This window comes from Streptomyces sp. NPDC048171, from assembly GCF_043202655.1.
Taxonomy (GTDB): Bacteria; Actinomycetota; Actinomycetes; order Streptomycetales; family Streptomycetaceae; genus Streptomyces.
The window spans coordinates 713469-730170 of record NZ_JBIDAU010000002.1 but is presented as its reverse complement, the minus strand read 5'-3'; the positions used below and the strand labels follow the sequence as shown (position 1 = coordinate 730170).

At 69.6% G+C, this 16702-nt stretch carries 17 protein-coding genes; 3 read left to right on the top strand and 14 right to left on the bottom strand.

Going from position 1 to position 16702, the window contains the following annotated elements:
• Window positions 1-2: 2 nt before the first annotated feature.
• The 3 genes from ACGF3J_RS07765 to ACGF3J_RS07755 all read left to right on the top strand — a co-directional run bounded on the left by ACGF3J_RS07765 (window position 3) and on the right by ACGF3J_RS07755 (window position 3784).
• Window positions 3-1199: a sensor histidine kinase gene (locus tag ACGF3J_RS07765; RefSeq protein WP_393853617.1), complete on the top strand. Its 1197-nt coding sequence runs from the start codon at window positions 3-5 to the stop codon at window positions 1197-1199.
• Window positions 1196-1837: a response regulator gene (locus tag ACGF3J_RS07760; protein WP_393853616.1), complete on the top strand. Its 642-nt coding sequence runs from the start codon at window positions 1196-1198 to the stop codon at window positions 1835-1837. Before ACGF3J_RS07765 ends, ACGF3J_RS07760 begins: the two co-directional genes overlap by 4 nt.
• A 123-nt stretch (window positions 1838-1960) precedes the next feature.
• Complete coding sequence (locus ACGF3J_RS07755; RefSeq protein ID WP_393853615.1) at window positions 1961-3784, top strand: glycosyl hydrolase family 18 protein; 1824 nt, start codon at window positions 1961-1963, stop codon at window positions 3782-3784.
• A 78-nt stretch (window positions 3785-3862) separates the two neighbouring features.
• Here ACGF3J_RS07755 and ACGF3J_RS07750 read toward each other — a convergent pair whose 3' ends face one another.
• The 14 genes from ACGF3J_RS07750 to ACGF3J_RS07685 form a co-directional block, all read right to left on the bottom strand.
• Complete coding sequence (locus tag ACGF3J_RS07750; RefSeq protein ID WP_161330307.1) at window positions 3863-4309, bottom strand: DUF2550 domain-containing protein; 447 nt, start codon at window positions 4307-4309, stop codon at window positions 3863-3865.
• A 129-nt stretch (window positions 4310-4438) separates the two neighbouring features.
• Window positions 4439-4813 carry a F0F1 ATP synthase subunit epsilon gene (locus tag ACGF3J_RS07745; RefSeq protein WP_064729863.1) on the bottom strand — a complete coding sequence of 125 codons (375 nt, stop codon included), beginning with the start codon at window positions 4811-4813 and terminating at the stop codon, window positions 4439-4441.
• 130 nt (window positions 4814-4943) lie between these two features.
• Window positions 4944-6392, bottom strand: a complete 1449-nt coding sequence (atpD, locus tag ACGF3J_RS07740; RefSeq protein ID WP_161330308.1) for a F0F1 ATP synthase subunit beta — start codon at window positions 6390-6392, stop codon at window positions 4944-4946.
• On the bottom strand, window positions 6392-7309 hold the full coding sequence (locus ACGF3J_RS07735; RefSeq protein WP_161330309.1) for a F0F1 ATP synthase subunit gamma: 918 nt from the start codon (window positions 7307-7309) through the stop codon (window positions 6392-6394). Before ACGF3J_RS07735 ends, atpD begins: the two co-directional genes overlap by 1 nt.
• A gap of 21 nt (window positions 7310-7330) precedes the next feature.
• Complete coding sequence (gene atpA / locus ACGF3J_RS07730) at window positions 7331-8920, bottom strand: F0F1 ATP synthase subunit alpha (protein ID WP_161330310.1); 1590 nt, start codon at window positions 8918-8920, stop codon at window positions 7331-7333.
• A gap of 155 nt (window positions 8921-9075) precedes the next feature.
• Entirely contained in the window at window positions 9076-9891 is an 816-nt protein-coding gene (locus ACGF3J_RS07725; RefSeq protein ID WP_161330311.1) for a F0F1 ATP synthase subunit delta, read from the bottom strand.
• Window positions 9888-10448, bottom strand: coding sequence for a F0F1 ATP synthase subunit B (locus ACGF3J_RS07720; protein ID WP_185832462.1), 561 nt, complete (start codon window positions 10446-10448; stop codon window positions 9888-9890). Before ACGF3J_RS07720 ends, ACGF3J_RS07725 begins: the two co-directional genes overlap by 4 nt.
• Window positions 10449-10488: 40 nt before the next feature.
• Window positions 10489-10710 carry an ATP synthase F0 subunit C gene (atpE, locus tag ACGF3J_RS07715; protein ID WP_004925497.1) on the bottom strand — a complete coding sequence of 74 codons (222 nt, stop codon included), beginning with the start codon at window positions 10708-10710 and terminating at the stop codon, window positions 10489-10491.
• A gap of 75 nt (window positions 10711-10785) precedes the next feature.
• The gene (gene atpB / locus ACGF3J_RS07710) at window positions 10786-11625 is read right to left on the bottom strand and encodes a F0F1 ATP synthase subunit A (RefSeq protein ID WP_161330312.1); all 840 of its coding nucleotides are present in this window, start codon (window positions 11623-11625) and stop codon (window positions 10786-10788) included.
• 210 nt (window positions 11626-11835) lie between these two features.
• The gene (locus tag ACGF3J_RS07705) at window positions 11836-12270 is read right to left on the bottom strand and encodes a hypothetical protein (protein WP_064729857.1); all 435 of its coding nucleotides are present in this window, start codon (window positions 12268-12270) and stop codon (window positions 11836-11838) included.
• Window positions 12271-12557: 287 nt separating this feature from the next.
• Window positions 12558-13862, bottom strand: a complete 1305-nt coding sequence (locus ACGF3J_RS07700; protein ID WP_161330313.1) for an MraY family glycosyltransferase — start codon at window positions 13860-13862, stop codon at window positions 12558-12560.
• Window positions 13863-13992: 130 nt separating this feature from the next.
• The gene (glyA, locus tag ACGF3J_RS07695; protein WP_393853614.1) at window positions 13993-15249 is read right to left on the bottom strand and encodes a serine hydroxymethyltransferase; all 1257 of its coding nucleotides are present in this window, start codon (window positions 15247-15249) and stop codon (window positions 13993-13995) included.
• An 87-nt stretch (window positions 15250-15336) separates the two neighbouring features.
• Window positions 15337-16017, bottom strand: a complete 681-nt coding sequence (locus ACGF3J_RS07690; RefSeq protein WP_125493190.1) for a protein-tyrosine-phosphatase — start codon at window positions 16015-16017, stop codon at window positions 15337-15339.
• Window positions 16014-16661, bottom strand: coding sequence for an L-threonylcarbamoyladenylate synthase (locus ACGF3J_RS07685; protein ID WP_122616247.1), 648 nt, complete (start codon window positions 16659-16661; stop codon window positions 16014-16016). Before ACGF3J_RS07685 ends, ACGF3J_RS07690 begins: the two co-directional genes overlap by 4 nt.
• Window positions 16662-16702 lie beyond the last annotated feature (41 nt).

Below are 16702 nucleotides of genomic sequence, written 5' to 3'. Positions count from 1 at the left end.
ACATGGCCGTACGACTCCCCCGCCCGCGCCGCTTCGACTGCTACGTCGCCGCGGCCGGACTGCTCGGCGGCGTGCTGCTGTGGGGCATCGGGCTGGGCGTGCGCCCGGCGGACGAGCCGGTCGTGCTGTTCGACGGCAAGTGGCCGCTGCTGGTCCCGCTCGCGGTCATGGCGGCCTGCGAACTGCTGCGCCGGTCCGCTCCCCGCACCGGCGTGCTGGTCGGCACGGTCGCGCTGATCGGGGACACCCTCACCCAGGGCAGCCTCGTCACGGTGATCATGTACACCGACGTGATGTACGCCGCCGTGCTCTACGGCCCGCCCGCCTCGGCCCGCCGCATCCCCTGGATCACCGGGCTCCTCACGGTGGCCGGCACCGTCGTGCCGTTCGCCCTGTGGCGGCAGCCCGAGGCACTGCTGATCGGGGTCGCGGTGGGCATCGTGTCCTTCGCGCCCGCCTCCACCGGACTGATCGTGCGCAACCACCGCGAGGCCGCCGACGCCGCCCTGCTGCGGGCCGAGCAGACCGCGCTGCTGGCCGAGATGGACCGGGTCCAGGCGGTGACCGCGGAACGCTCCCGGATGGCCCGCGAGCTGCACGACATGGTCGCCAACCACCTCTCCGCGATCGCCATCCACTCCACCGCCGCGCTCTCCCTGGACGACCCGGCCACCACCCGGCAGGCACTCGGCGTGATCCGCGAGAACAGCGTGGAGGGGCTGGCCGAGATGCGCCGTCTGATCGGCATCCTGCGGGACGACGGCGCGGACACCGAGCCGGCCGCCGCCCCCACCCTCGACGGACTCGGCGCGCTCGTCGACGGCGCCCGGGCCAACGGCCTCGACGTCACGCTGGACGCGGCCCCCGGCGAGAACCTGCCCGCGCCGGTCGAGCTGGCCGCGTACCGGATCGTGCAGGAGTCGCTGACCAACGCCCTGAAACACGGCTCGCCGGGGACGGTCCTGGTCCGGCTCACCCGCGACGAAACCGCCCTGCGGGTGCGCGTGACCAGCCCGTACGGTGGCCGGGACACCCCCCGCGCACCCGGTTCCGGCGCCGGTCTGGTCGGCATGCGGGAGCGGGCCGCACTGCTGCGCGGCAGCTTCGAGGCCCGGGCGGTGGCGGACCCCGGCTCACCGGACGGCAAGATCTGGGCGGTGTGCGCCGTGCTGCCCCTGACCGAAGGAGACCTGGCATGATCCGCGTCGTCGTCGCCGAGGACCAGTCCGCCGTGCGCGCGGGGCTGGTGCTGATCCTCGGCAGCGCACCGGACATCGAGGTCGTCGGGGAGGCCGCGGACGGCGAGCGGGCGGTGGCGCTGGCCCGCGAGCTGCGCCCCGACCTGGTGCTGATGGACGTTCAGATGCCGCGCATGGACGGTGTGGCGGCGACCGCGATCGTGGTCGGCGAGGGTCTGGCCGACGTGCTGGTGCTGACCACCTTCGACCTGGACGAGTACGTCTTCGGGGCGCTGCGGGCGGGAGCCGCCGGGTTCCTGCTGAAGAACACGGAGGCCCGGGACCTGCTCACGGCCGTGCGCACGGTGGCGGCCGGCGAGGGCATCGTCGCCCCGGCCGTCACCCGGCGCCTGATCACGGAGTTCGCCGCGAAGCCGGTGCGGGAGCCGACCGCCGATCCGGCGGTGCTGCGGGACCTGACCCGGCGGGAGCGCGAGGTGCTGTCCTGCCTCGGCGAGGGCCTGTCCAACGCCGCGATCGCCGAGCGTCTCGACATGGCGGAGGCCACGGTGAAGACGCACGTCAGCCGCCTGCTGGGGAAGCTGTCACTGCGCAGCCGCGTACAAGCCGCGGTGCTCGCGCAGGAGTTGGGGATCTAGGAGGAAGCGTCCCCCACTGGTCCAGACCTATTGACCTAAGGTCCAGACCTTTCTATTCTCGCGGCACTGTGGACATGAGGCTCAGTCATGGCCACAACACAACCTCACATAAGGAGGCGCAGCATGCGCTTCAGACACAGAGTCGCGGCCCTCGTCGCGTGTCTGTCACTCCCGCTGGCCGGACTGGTCGGCCTGGCGAGTCCGGCCCAGGCCGCGACGAGTGCCACGGCCACGTTCAGCAAGACCTCGGACTGGGGCACGGGCTTCGGCGGCAACTGGACGGTGAAGAACACCGGCACCACGTCCCTCAGCTCCTGGACCGTCGAGTGGGACTTCCCCTCCGGCACCAAGGTCACCTCCGCCTGGGACGCCACGGTCACCAACTCCGGCAACCACTGGACCGCCAAGAACGTCGGCTGGAACGGGACGCTCGCCCCCGGCGCCTCGGTCTCCTTCGGCTTCAACGGCAGCGGCCCCGGCTCCCCCTCCAACTGCAAGCTCAACGGCGGCAGCTGCGACGGCGGGTCCACCCCCGGCGACGCGGCCCCCTCCGCCCCCGGCACCCCCACCGCCTCGGACGTCACCGACACCTCGGTGAAGCTGTCCTGGTCGGCGGCGACCGACGACAAGGGCATCAAGAACTACGACGTCCTGCGCGACGGCACGAAGGTCGCCACCGTCACCGGCACCACGTACACCAACACCGGCCTGACCAAGGGCACCGACTACTCGTACACCGTCCAGGCCCGCGACACCGCCGACCAGACCGGCCCGGCCAGCGGCGCCGTCCAGGTCCGCACCACCGGCGGCGGCGGAGGCGAGCCCGGCCCGAGCGGCAAGGTCAACCTCGGTTACTTCACCGAGTGGGGCATCTACGGCCGCAACTACCACGTCAAGAACCTGGTGACCTCGGGCTCCGCCTCGAAGATCACCCACATCAACTACGCGTTCGGCAACGTCAAGAACGGTCAGTGCACCGTCGACGACACCTTCGCCGCGTACGAGAAGGCCTACACCGCCGACCAGTCCGTCAGCGGCACCGCCGACACCTGGGACCAGCCGCTGCGCGGCAACTTCAACCAGCTGCGCCAGCTGAAGGCCAAGTACCCGCACATCAAGGTGCTGTACTCCTTCGGCGGCTGGACCTACTCCGGCGGCTTCGGCCAGGCCGCGCAGAACCCGGCGGCGTTCGCCAAGTCCTGCAAGGCCGTGGTGGAGGACCCGCGTTGGGCCGACGTCTTCGACGGCATCGACATCGACTGGGAGTACCCGAACGCCTGCGGCCTGACCTGCGACACCTCCGGTCCGGCGGCCTTCAAGAACCTCTCCCAGGCGCTGCGCAACGAGTTCGGCTCCAACTACCTGGTCACCGCGGCCATCACCGCGGACGGCTCCAGCGGCGGCAAGATCGACGCGGCCGACTACGGCGGCGCCGCCCAGTACCTCGACTGGTACAACGTGATGACGTACGACTACTTCGGCGCCTGGGCCAACACCGGCCCGACCGCCCCGCACTCCCCGCTGACCTCGTACTCCGGCATCCCGACCGCGGGCTTCAACTCCGCGGACGCGATCGCCAAGCTCAAGGCCAAGGGCGTGCCCTCCGCCAAGCTCCTGCTCGGCATCGGCTTCTACGGCCGCGGCTGGACCGGCGTCACCCAGTCCGCCCCCGGCGGCACGGCGACCGGCGCGGCACCCGGCACCTACGAGGCCGGCATCGAGGACTACAAGGTCCTGAAGAACGCCTGCCCCGTCACCGGCACGGTCGCCGGCACGGCGTACGCGCACTGCGGCAACCAGTGGTGGTCGTACGACACCCCGTCGACCATCGCGGGCAAGATGACCTGGGCCAAGAACCAGGGCCTGGGCGGTGCCTTCTTCTGGGAGTTCAGCGGTGACACCGCGAACGGCGAGCTGGTGAGCGCCATCAACAGCGGTCTGAAGTAATACGAGTCAAGCTCTAAGCGACGTTGACGCTCCCCCAGACTCCGTCCGGGGGGACCCCCAACCAGCGAGTGAATGTGGCTACGCCACATTCACTCGCTGTCCGGGCGGGGCTGCCTCCAGCCACGCGAGGAATCCGGTCAGCGCGTCTTCGCTCATCGCCAGTTCGAGCCGGGTGCCCCGGTGCAGACAGGCCAGGACCACGGCGTCGGAGAGCAACGCCAGCTCCTCCTCCCCGTCCGGCACCCGGCGGCCGGCCACCTCGATCGCGGAGCGTTCCAGGACGCGCCGGGGGCGCGGGGAGTACGAGAAGACGCGGTACCACTCGACCCGGTCGCCGTTGTAGCGGGCGACGCCGTAGGACCAGCCCTTGCCGCCGGGCTCGCCCTCCTTGGGCGCGTCCCAGCGCAGGGAGCAGTCGAAGGTGCCGCCCGAGCGCTGGATCAGCCGGCGGCGCAGACCGAAGACGAAGAGCCCGATCACCACCAGGGCGACGGCGATTCCGCACACAGTCAGAGCGAGGACCATCGACACCGACCTCCTCGTCTCCTAGGTAACGGAACGGAAAAAACACCCGGATCTGCCTCAGCCGCGGCCGGGTCCGGATTGCTCCGGTCCCAGCCGCGGCTGAGTCACGTCATAGCACAGCGCCGTCGATCAGCGCCCCGCCGCCGCGCGCAGTCGGACGTCCGCGCGGCGCTCGGCGTGGGCGTCGCCCTCCGCCTTCGCGCGCTCGAGCTCCCGCTCCGCACGCTGGACGTCGATCTCGTCCGACAGCTCGGCGATCTCGGCCAGCAGGGACAGCTTGTTGTCGGCGAACGAGATGAAACCGCCGTGCACCGCGGCGACGACCGTCCCACCGTCACTCGTACGAATGGTCACCGGGCCCGACTCCAGCACACCGAGCAGCGGCTGGTGACCGGGCATGACGCCGATGTCGCCGGACGTGGTGCGCGCGACGACCAGGGTGGCCTCGCCGGACCAGACCTCTCGGTCGGCCGCGACCAGCGCGACGTGCAGATCAGCAGCCAAGGTGGCTCCTCGGGTCACCACCCGGCGGGAGAGCCGGGTGTTGGTTACAAGTCTAAGGGGCGTGACGGAGGGGGCGGGACGCGCCCGCCCCCTCCGGTGTGAGCCGTGGGGCCCACCACGAGCGCGAGGCTCAGGAGACGCCGAGCTCCTTGGCGTTCTTCTTCAGGTCCTCGATGCCACCGCACATGAAGAACGCCTGCTCCGGGAAGTGGTCGTACTCGCCGTCGCAGATCGCGTTGAACGCGGTGATCGACTCGTCCAGCGGCACGTCGGAGCCGTCCACGCCGGTGAACTGCTTGGCGACGTGGGTGTTCTGGGACAGGAAGCGCTCCACGCGGCGGGCACGCTGGACGACCAGCTTGTCCTCCTCGCCGAGCTCGTCGATACCGAGGATCGCGATGATGTCCTGCAGGTCCTTGTACTTCTGCAGGATGTTCTTCACGCGCATCGCGGCCTGGTAGTGGTCCGCCGCGATGTACCGCGGGTCGAGGATGCGGGACGTCGAGTCCAGCGGGTCCACGGCCGGGTAGATGCCCTTCTCGGAGATCGGACGGGAGAGCACCGTCGTCGCGTCGAGGTGGGCGAAGGTGGTGGCCGGGGCCGGGTCGGTCAGGTCGTCCGCGGGGACGTAGATCGCCTGCATCGAGGTGATCGAGTGACCACGGGTCGAGGTGATGCGCTCCTGGAGGAGACCCATCTCGTCGGCCAGGTTCGGCTGGTAGCCCACCGCGGAGGGCATGCGGCCGAGCAGGGTCGACACCTCGGAGCCCGCCTGGGTGAAGCGGAAGATGTTGTCGATGAAGAACAGCACGTCCTGCTTCTGGACGTCACGGAAGTACTCGGCCATGGTCAGGCCGGCCAGCGCGACGCGCAGACGGGTGCCCGGCGGCTCGTCCATCTGACCGAAGACCAGCGCGGTCTTGTCGATGACGCCGGACTCGCTCATCTCGTCGATGAGGTCGTTGCCCTCACGGGTGCGCTCACCGACACCGGCGAACACGGAGACACCGTCGTGGTTGTTGGCAACGCGGTAGATCATCTCCTGGATGAGCACCGTCTTGCCGACGCCGGCGCCGCCGAACAGACCGATCTTGCCGCCCTTGACGTACGGGGTCAGCAGGTCGATGACCTTGACGCCGGTCTCGAACATCTCGGTCTTCGACTCGAGCTCGTCGAAGTTGGGCGCCTTGCGGTGGATCGGCCAGCGCTCACCGTCGTACTGCTCGTCGACGTTCAGCACCTCACCGAGGGTGTTGAACACCTTGCCCTTGGTGAAGTCGCCGACGGGGACGGAGATGGCCGAGCCCGTGTCGGTCACCGGGGCCTGGCGGACCAGGCCGTCGGTGGGCTGCATCGAGATGGTGCGGACCAGGCCGTCTCCCAGGTGCTGGGCGACTTCCAGGGTCAGGGTCTTGAGCTGACCCTCCTGGGCCGGGTCGGCGACCTCGACGTGCAGCGCGTTGTAGATGTCCGGCATCGCGTCGACGGGGAACTCCACGTCGACGACCGGGCCGATGACGCGCGCGACGCGGCCGGAGGCCACGCCCGACGCAGCGGTCGGCTCAACAGTGGTGGTCATTAGTTGTCACTCCCCGCGGTCGCGTCGGCCAGGGCGCTGGCGCCACCGACGATCTCGCTGATTTCCTGGGTGATTTCGGCCTGGCGGGCCGCGTTGGCAAGACGGGAGAGCGTGTTGATCAGCTCACCCGCGTTGTCGGTGGCCGACTTCATCGCGCGCCGCGTGGCGGCGTGCTTGGAGGCGGCCGACTGGAGCAGCGCGTTGTAGATGCGGCTCTCCACGTAGCGGGGCAGCAGGGCGTCGAGGACGTCCTCCGCGGACGGCTCGAAGTCGTACAGCGGAAGGATCTCGTCCTTCGCCTTCGACTCCTGCGCGACCTCTTCGAGGCTCAGCGGCAGCAGCCGGGGGTCGACCGCCGTCTGCGTCATCATCGAGACGAACTCGGTGTAGACGATGTGGAGCTCGTCCACGCCGCCCTCCGCCGTCTCCTTCTCGATGGCCTCGATCAGCGGCGCCGCGACCTTCTTGGCGTCCGCGTACGAGGGCTGGTCGGTGAAGCCCGAGAACGACTCCGCGACCTTGCGCTCGCGGAAGTTGTAGTGGGCCAGACCGCGGCGGCCGACGATGTACGTGTCGACCTCCCGGCCCTCGCGCTCGAGGCGCTCGGTGAGCCGCTCCGCCGCCTTGATGGCGTTGGAGTTGAAGGCGCCGGCCAGACCGCGGTCGCTCGTGAGGAGCAGGACCGCGGCACGGGTCGGGTTCTCCGCCTCCGTGGTGAGCGGGTGCTTCGTGTTCGACCCGGTCCCGACCGCCGTGACCGCGCGGGTGAGTTCCTGCGCGTACGGCGTGGAGGACGCCACCTTGCGCTGCGCCTTGACGACGCGCGAGGCGGCGATCATCTCCATCGCCTTGGTGATCTTCTTGGTCGCGGTGACGGATCGGATGCGACGCTTGTAGACCCGGAGCTGGGCTCCCATGAGTCAGGTCCCTTCCTTACGTCACTTGGCGGCGGACGGGGCGTCCTCGCCGAGCAGCCTGCCGTCCGAGGTCTCGAACTGCTTCTTGAACGACGCGATCGCCTCGGCGACGGCCTGCAGGGTGTCGTCGGACATCTTGCCGCCCTCCTTGATGGAGGTCATGAGGCCCTGCTCCTGGCGGTGCAGGTACTCGAGCAGCTCCTTCTCGAAGCGGCTGATGTCGGCGACGGGCACCTCGTCCATCTTGCCGGTGGTGCCGGCCCAGACGGAGACGACCTGGTCCTCGGTGGCCATCGGCTGGTACTGGTCCTGCTTCAGCAGCTCGACCATGCGCTGACCGCGCTCCAGCTGGGACTTCGACGCGGCGTCCAGGTCGGAACCGAAGGCGGCGAACGCCTCCAGCTCGCGGAACTGGGCCAGGTCGACGCGGAGCCGGCCGGAGACCTGCTTCATGGCCTTGTGCTGGGCGGAGCCACCGACGCGGGAGACCGAGATACCGACGTTCAGGGCCGGACGCTGACCGGCGTTGAACAGGTCGGACTCCAGGAAGCACTGGCCGTCGGTGATGGAGATGACGTTGGTCGGGATGAACGCCGACACGTCGTTGGCCTTGGTCTCGACGATCGGCAGACCGGTCATCGAACCGGCGCCCATGTCGTCGGAGAGCTTGGCGCAGCGCTCCAGCAGACGGGAGTGCAGGTAGAAGACGTCACCCGGGTAGGCCTCGCGGCCCGGCGGGCGGCGCAGCAGCAGCGACACGGCGCGGTAGGCGTCGGCCTGCTTCGACAGGTCGTCGAAGATGATCAGGACGTGCTTGCCCTCGTACATCCACTGCTGGCCGATGGCCGAGCCGGTGTACGGCGCCAGGTACTTGAAGCCGGCCGGGTCGGACGCCGGGGCGGCCACGATGGTCGTGTACTCCAGCGCGCCGTTCTCCTCCAGCGCGCGGCGGACCGACGCGATGGTGGAGCCCTTCTGGCCGATGGCGACGTAGATGCAGCGGACCTGCTTGTTCGGGTCGCCGGTGCGCCAGTTGTCGCGCTGGTTGATGATCGTGTCGACGGCCAGGGCGGTCTTGCCGGTCTGGCGGTCGCCGATGATCAGCTGGCGCTGACCGCGGCCGATCGGGGTCATGGCGTCGACGGCCTTGTAGCCCGTCTCCATCGGCTCGTGCACCGACTTGCGCTGCATGACCGTGGGGGCCTGCAGTTCGAGGGCGCGGCGGCCCTCGGTCTCGATCTCGCCGAGGCCGTCGATCGGGGCGCCGAGGGGGTCGACCACACGGCCGAGGTAGCCCTCGCCCACGGCGACCGACAGGACCTCGCCGGTGCGGGTGACCGGCTGGCCCTCCTCGATACCGCTGAACTCACCGAGGGCGACGACACCGATCTCGCGCTCCTCGAGGTTGAGGGCGAGGCCGAGGGTGCCGTCCTCGAACTTCAGCAGTTCGTTGGCCATGGCCGAGGGCAGGCCCTCGACCTTCGCGATGCCGTCGCCGGCAAGGGTGACCGTACCGACCTCCTCGCGCGAGGCCGCGTCCGGCTTGTACGACTGGACGAAGTTCTCCAGTGCGTCCCGGATCTCCTCCGGCCGGATCGTGAGCTCCGCCATCTGAGTTCCCTGCTCTCCTTGTTGGGCCCGAAGTTTCACTTGGGGGGTATTCCACGAGTCGGGGACTCCCCCCAATGAGAGGTGAATCCTCTGCACGGCCCAACCAGGGCCGTCGTAAGTACGTACTGCTTGCTGTGCTGTTGTCGCGCGGGGAGTCAGCTCGCCATACGGCGGCCGGCCTCCTCCAGACGGTCCGCGATGGAACCGTTGATGACCTCGTCACCGACCTGCACCCGGATGCCTCCGACGACCTCGGGGTCCACGTCGAGATTGAGGTGCATCGGGCGGCCGTAGACCTTCGCGAGGGCGGCGCCGAGGCGCTGCTTCTGCGTGTCGCTCAGCGGCACCGCGGAGGTGACCACGGCGACCATCCGGTCCCGCCGGTCGGCGGCGAGCTTGGACAGGGACTCGAGTCCCGTCTCCAGGCTACGTCCCCGTGGCGCGGTCACAAGACGCGTGACCAGACGCCCGGTGCTCGCTTCCGCACGGCTGCCGAGCAGGCTGCGCAGCAGCTCGCTCTTGGCCGAGGTGGAGGCGGAGCGGTTGGTCAGTGCGGCGCGCAGCTCGGTGTTCGAGGACACGATCCGGCCGAACCGGAACAGCTCGTCCTCGACGTTGTCGAGCCGGCCCGCCTTCTGGGCCGCGGTGAGGTCGGCGGTGTTCGCCAGTTCCTCCAGCGCGTCCACCAGGTCGCGGGACTGCGACCAGCGGGAGCGCACCATGCCGGCCACCAGGTCGACGGCGGGGCCGCTGACCTGGGTGCCGAGGAGGCGCTGGGCAAGGTCGGCCTTGGCCTCGCCGGCCTGCGCCGGGTCGGTCAGGACCCGACGCAGCGACACCTCGCGGTGGAGCAGCGCGGTGACGGCGGCCAGCTCGTCGGCGAGCGAGCCGGCGTCCACGGACGTGGAGTCCGTCAGCGCGTCGAGACGCTCGCGTGCGGCAGCCAGGGCCTCGCGGCTCGCTCCGTTCATCGGGTTGCCTCTGCCTTCGTCGCCTTGTCGTCCAGCTCGTCCAGGAAGCGGTCGATGACGCGGCTCTGGCGGGCGTGGTCCTCGAGGGACTCGCCTACGAGCTTGCCGGCCAGGTCGGTGGCCAGCTTGCCGACGTCCTGGCGCAGCGCGGACGCGGCGGCCTTGCGGTCGGCCTGGATCTGGGCGTGACCGGCGGCGATGATCTCCTCACGCTGCCGCTGGCCTTCCGCGCGCATCTCGGCGATGAGCGTGGCGCCCTGCTCCTGCGCCTCCTGGCGCAGGCGCGCGGCCTCGTGGCGGGCCTCGGCGAGCTGGGCCTTGTACTGCTCAAGGACGCTCTGGGCCTCGGTCTGCGCGGCCTCGGCCTTCTCGATACCGCCCTCGATGGCCTCGCGACGCTCTTCCAGAACCTTGTTGATGTTCGGGAGCAGCTTCTTGGCGAGGAAGCCGAAGACGATGACGAATGCGATGAGGCCGATGACGACTTCCGGCCACGGCGGGATGAGGGGGTTCTCCTTCTCACCCTCAGCCGCCAGAAGTACCAGGGCGGAGTTCACATCAGTGCCTTTCGTCGAAAGGGTCGGTCGTCAGCTCGTCTTAGTAGACGAAGGGCATGACGAGACCGATGAGGGCGAGCGCCTCACAGAACGCGAAGCCCAGGATCTGGTTGGCGCGGATCAGACCGGCCGCCTCGGGCTGGCGGGCGAGGGCCTGGGTGCCGTTACCGAAGATGATGCCAACGCCGACGCCCGGGCCGATGGCCGCGAGACCGTAACCGACGGAACCGAGGTCACCGGTGACAGCAGCAAGGTTGGACATGCTTGTTCTTCCTTCTCTTTACGGACCGGTGGGGGTTGGCCACCGGACAAGTGGGGTTGCGAGGAGCGGGGCTGCTCAGTGGTGCTCGGCGAGCGCACCCTGGATGAAGGTGCACGTCAGCAGGACGAACACGTAGGCCTGAACCGCCTGGATGAAGAGTTCGAAGGCCGTCATGACGATGACCATCACGAACGAGACACCGGCGTAGGCGATACCGATGCCGTTGAGCATGTACCAGGTGGCGATCGTGAACAGCAGGAGCAGCGTGTGACCCGCGAACATGTTCGCGAAGAGCCGGACGGCGTGCGTGAACGGGCGGACGATCAGGTTCGAGAAGAACTCGATCGTCATGGCCAGCGGGAGCACCGGGCCGAGCGACTTGTCGTAGCCCGTCACGTTCTTGAAGAAGCCGACGAAGCCGTGACGCTTGAAGGTGAGCGAGACCCACAGGATGTAGACGATCAAAGCCATACCGGCGGGGTAGGCGATGATCGAGGTCACCGGGAACTGGGCGACCGGGATGATCGACCAGAGGTTCATCATCCAGATGAAGAAGAAGAGCGAGACGACGAGCGGGACGTACTTCTCGCCTTCCTTCTTGCCGATGGTCTCGTAGACGACACCACGGCGGATGAAGTCGTAGCCGGCCTCGGCGACCATCTGGAGCTTGCCCGGGACGACCTTCGGCTTGTTGAAGGCGGCCCAGAAGAAGCCCACGATGATGATCGAGCCGAGCAGGGCCAGCAGCATCGGCTTGTTGAAGTACATGCCGTTGCCGTCTGCGTTGCCCCAGAGCGGCTCGAAGAGGAACGAGTGCAGGCCGGGAGCCGGGAAGCCACACCCGTCGAACAGGTGGCAGTCGGTCTCGAAGGCGAGCACCTGCGTCGGGTCAGCACTCACCGCGGGCTCCTTCATCGTGGCGCATGGGTACGGCAACCTCGTTGTGTCGGCGCGGCGCGGGGCCGCAGTTCGGCACGGGACTGGTGTTACGGATGTGGGGGCGGCTGTGGGGCATCTCGCCTCGCGATTGAGCAGGCGTCAGCTCGGATGCCCGCGCCCGCGATGCCGCAGTTGGCACCGGACGATAGCAGGACTTCACATGCCTCTTTATCCCGGCCCTACCCCTCACGACGAGTGGCCCGTCTTCTCGGGCTTGTCGCTCGAGGAATCGGGCTCGACGTAGAGGATCTTGGCCTTCATGTGGGCCCGCGTCTGGGCGGCGATCCACGTGAGCGTGACCACGACCAGAGTGATCGCGAAGGACCGGGGGTTGAACAGCGTGGTGTTCTTGAACGCGGCGAGGAAGACGAACAGCAGCAGGATCTGTGCCGCGTAGAGCATCAGGCCCATCGCCTGGAAAAGGTGCGGAAGTGATTTCGCCGTGCGCTGCAGGACGTAGAGACCGATCCCCATGAAGAGCATCGCCACCAAGGTCGCGACGACGGCTCCGACCGCGCCCTTGCCGCCGGCGGCCACGGCGCTGACGACGGCGGCTACTGCGCCGACGGCAGCCGTGGGCACGGCAGCCTGAAGCAAGGTCCGGACGTCATTGGACGGCATGGCGGCAACTCCGCTTTTCACAGGGGGCAGGGTGTCGTCATGGACGAGCGTAGTCCCGGGCCGAACTGAGTCCTCACGCCCAAGAGACCGTCGCACCACGGTCCTTAGGCTCTACCCGGGGGTTCTCGTGAACCGTATCACAAACTATTTGATGAGGTCTTTACCTGTGGGTGTGCTCGCTGTCACACATGAGAGTGACAGTGCGCGTCTGTGCAATCACTGCACCCACTTGTCTGGTAATGGGGCGATTCGCTCCACCACGACTTGGCAATGCTCTAGTCAGATTCTTACCTTGTGCGCGAACGGGGTCCGATGGCGGTGGCCCCGTTGACGCCCGAGACACCCGCGGCGACCGGCACCAGCTCCTCGGCGGCCTCGTCCGCGACCACCGCCGCCTCCGCGGCCTCCGTCTCCCCTCCGCCCCTCCGGCGCCGGTAGCGGGGCGGCACGAACCGCTCGGCCCAGCGCGGGGCTCGCGGCGTGAAGCGCGGCAGCAGGAGCAGCACCAGCCCGATGGCGCTGAGGAAGACCACACCCAGCACGATCCACATGGACGCGGCGTTCACGGAGTAGGCGAGCGCCCCGAAGGCGATCAGCGCCGAGAAGAAGTACATGATCAGCACCGCGCGGCTGTGCGAGTGGCCGATCTCCAGCAGCCGGTGGTGCAGGTGCCCGCGGTCCGCCGCGAACGGCGACTGGCCGCGCCAGGTGCGCCGGACGATCGCCAGGATCAGGTCGGCGGCCGGGATCGCGATGATGGTCAGCGGCATCAGCAGCGGGATGTAGACCGGCACCATCTGGTGCACGGCGTTGCGCTCGGACCCGGAGAACAGCTTCATCACGTCCGGGTCGACCTGACCGGTGACGGAGATCGCGCCGGCCGCCAGCACCAGCCCGATCAGCATCGAGCCGGAGTCGCCCATGAAGATCCGGGCGGGATGCATGTTGTGCGGCAGGAAGCCCAGGCACATGCCCATCAGGATGGCGGCGAAGAGCGAGGCGGGCGCCGCGGCCTCGATGCCGTACGAGTACCAGATCCGGTAGGCGTACATGAAGAACGCGGCCGCCGCGATGCACACCATGCCCGCCGCGAGGCCGTCGAGGCCGTCCACGAAGTTGACCGCGTTGATGGTGATGACCACCAGCGCCACCGTCAGCAGGGTGCCCTGCCACTGGGTGAGCGCCACCGTGCCGATGCCGGGCAGCGGGATCCACAGGATGGTCAGACCCTGCACCACCATCACGCCGGCGGCGATCATCTGCCCGCCCAGCTTGATCAGGGCGTCGATCTCGAACTTGTCGTCCAGGACGCCGATCAGCCAGATCAGGGCGGCACCGGAGAGCAGGGCGCGCGGCTCGTTGGACTTCTCGAAGACCTCACTGAGGTTGGTGAGGTGGTCGGCGACCAGCAGGCCCGCGCACAGTCCGAAGAACATGGCGATCCCGCCGAGCCGCGGAGTGGGTTCCCGGTGCACGTCACGTGCCCGGATCTCCGGCATCGCCCCTGCCACGATCGCGAACTTCCGTACCGGCCCTGTCAGCAGATACGTCACCGCGGCCGTGATGCAGAGCGTCAGCAGGTATTCACGCACGGGCTTCCCCACAGGTCTCGCTGGCCATCCTCAGCCCCACACCCTAGCGATGCACGCATACGGTTGAGGACTTCCGGGTATCGACGATGGTTGCACGAGTGGCTGTGCACGTGCGCACGTCCACCCCACCTCAGTCCGGCCAGGGCGGGAATTCCGTGACCAGGGCGCGCACGTCGTCCCGGGCGGCGGCCGGGTCGGTGTCGCCGCGGAGCACCCCCGCGAGCAGCGTCGCGACCGCCCGCATCTCCCGCTCCCCCATGCCCTGTGTGGTGACGGCCGCCGTGCCCAGCCGCAGTCCGCGGAGGTCCGCGTGCGGCAGCGCGCAGCAGTCCAGGACGATCCCGGCCGCCGCCAGCAGGCCCCGCGCGGTCCGGCCGTCGACGCCGAGCGGGGCCGGGTCGGCGGTGAGCAGGTGGGTGTCGGTGCCGCCGGTGGTGACGACCAGGCCCTCGGCGGCCAGGTGGGCGGCGAGGGCCCGGGCGTTGGCGACCACCTGATGGGCGTACGCCGCGAAGGCCGGGGTCGCCGCCTCCCCGAAGGCGACCGCCTTGGCGGCGATGGTGTGCATCTGCGCCCCGCCCTGTGTGAAGGGGAACACGGCCCGGTCCACCCGTTCCGCCAGCTCGCTCCCGCACAGCACCATGCCGCCGCGCGGCCCGCGCAGCACCTTGTGTGTGGTGGCGCACACGATGTCGGCGTACGGCACCGGACTGGGCGCCGCTCCCCCGGCGACCAGTCCCATCGGGTGGGCGGCGTCCGCGATGAGGTAGGCGCCCACCTCGTCGGCGACCTCGCGAAAGAAGGCGTAGTCGAGGTGGCGGGGGTAGGCGATCGAACCGCACACGATCGCCTTGGGCCGGCGTGCCCGTGCCAGGGTGCGCACCTGGTCGTGGTCGACGAGGCCGGTCTCCGCGTCCACCCCGTAGCCGACGAAGTCGAACCAGCGGCCGGAGAAGTTGGCGGGCGAACCGTGGGTGAGGTGGCCGCCGTACGGCAGGCCGAGGGCGAGGACGGTGTCGCCGGGGCGCAGCAGGGCGGCGTAGGCAGCCAGCACGGCGGAGGAGCCGGAGTGGGGCTGCACGTTGGCGTGCTCGGCGCCGAACAGCTCCCGGGCCCGCTGCACGGCGAGCCGCTCCGCGACGTCGACGATCTCGCAGCCGCCGTGGTGGCGGGCGCCCGGGTAGCCCTCGGCGTACTTGTTGGCCAGCGGGGAGCCGAGCGCGGCCAGCACCGCGGGGGACACGAAGTTCTCGGCGGCGATCAGCTGGAGGGTCGTCGACTGCCGGCGGCGCTCGGCGTACAGGATCTCGGCCAGCTCGGGGTCCTGGCGGCCCAGGACCGTGAGACTGCCGTCCTCGGCCGTGGGGACGTCGTGGGTGACCGACATGGTGCGCTCCGGGCGTGCGTCGACGGTGACGTACGACCAATGTAGGCCCGAGGGCGGGATGCCGCCCGGCGTCGCGGGCCGTACGCCCTACGCCCGCGCCGCGACCCCCGTCAGCGCCGTGACCACCGGGTCCAGTGCCTGGTGTATCTCGTCCCCCACGGACCGGAAGAACGGCAACGGCGCCCCGTAGGGGTCGTACACCTCGTCCGCCTCCGCCGTGGGCGCCAGCAGCCACCCGCGCAGCGCCGCCGCCGCGCGGACCAGGGCGCGCGCCCGGGTGACCACGCCCTCCTCCAGGGACGGCAGCGTCGCCGGGTCGATGGCGTTGACCAGGCGGGTGAACTCCTTGAGGGTGAAGGTGCGCAGTCCGGCCGAGTGGCCCATGGAGATGACCTGCGCCCGGTGGTCCCGCGTGGCGGTGAGCACCAGGTCCGCGCGGATCACGTGCTCGTCGAGCAGCTCGCGCCCGGTGAACCCGGCCGCGTCCGCGCCGAAGTCCGCGAGGACCGTCTCCGCGTTCGCCTCCATCGGTGCGCCCTCGTGGCCCCAGGTGCCCGCGCTCTCCACGATGAGGCCGCCGCCCAGCACGCCGAGCCGCTCCGTCACGAAATGCCGGGTCAGCCGCTCGGTGATGGGCGAGCGGCAGACGTTGCCGGTGCTGACGTGGAGGATGCGGAAGCTGTCGCGCGGAAGCCCGACGAACGTCGTCGTGATCTCCGCGGCACGTTCCCCGTTGCCTATGCCACGCCCCGTTCCAGGGGCCGTCAATTCGCCACCTCGAGGTCGGGTACCACCTTGCGCAGCTCCTCGGCGGAGAGCGCGCCCGCGCGCAGCAGCACCGGCACCTCGCGGGTGACGTCGACGATGGACGACGGGACGTTGCCGGGGGTGGGGCCGCCGTCGAGGTAGACGGAGACGGAGTCGCCGAGCATCTGCTGGGCGGCGTCGCAGTCCTCGGGCGCCGGGTGCCCGGTGAGGTTGGCGGAGGAGACGGCCATGGGGCCGAACTCGGTGAGCAGCTCGATGGCGACGGGGTGCAGCGGCATGCGCACGGCGACCGTGCCGCGGGTGTCGCCGAGGTCCCACTGGAGGGACGGCTGGTGCTTGGCGACCAGCGTCAGCGCGCCCGGCCAGAAGGCGTCGACCAGCTCCCAGGCCAGCTCGGAGAAGTCGGTGACCAGGCCGTGCAGGGTGTTCGGGGAGCCGATGAGGACGGGCGTGGGCATGTTGCGGCCGCGGCCCTTGGCGTCCAGCAGGTCGGCGACGGCCTCCCCGGAGAACGCGTCGGCGCCGATGCCGTACACCGTGTCCGTCGGGAGCACCACGAGCTCGCCACGGCGGACGGCGGACGCGGCCTCGCGCAGACCGGTCACTCGGTCGGTCGCGTCGTTGGTGTCGTATCGCCGTGCCATTTAGCGGGCCTCCTCGTACACGTACTGCGGGATGGAAGTCG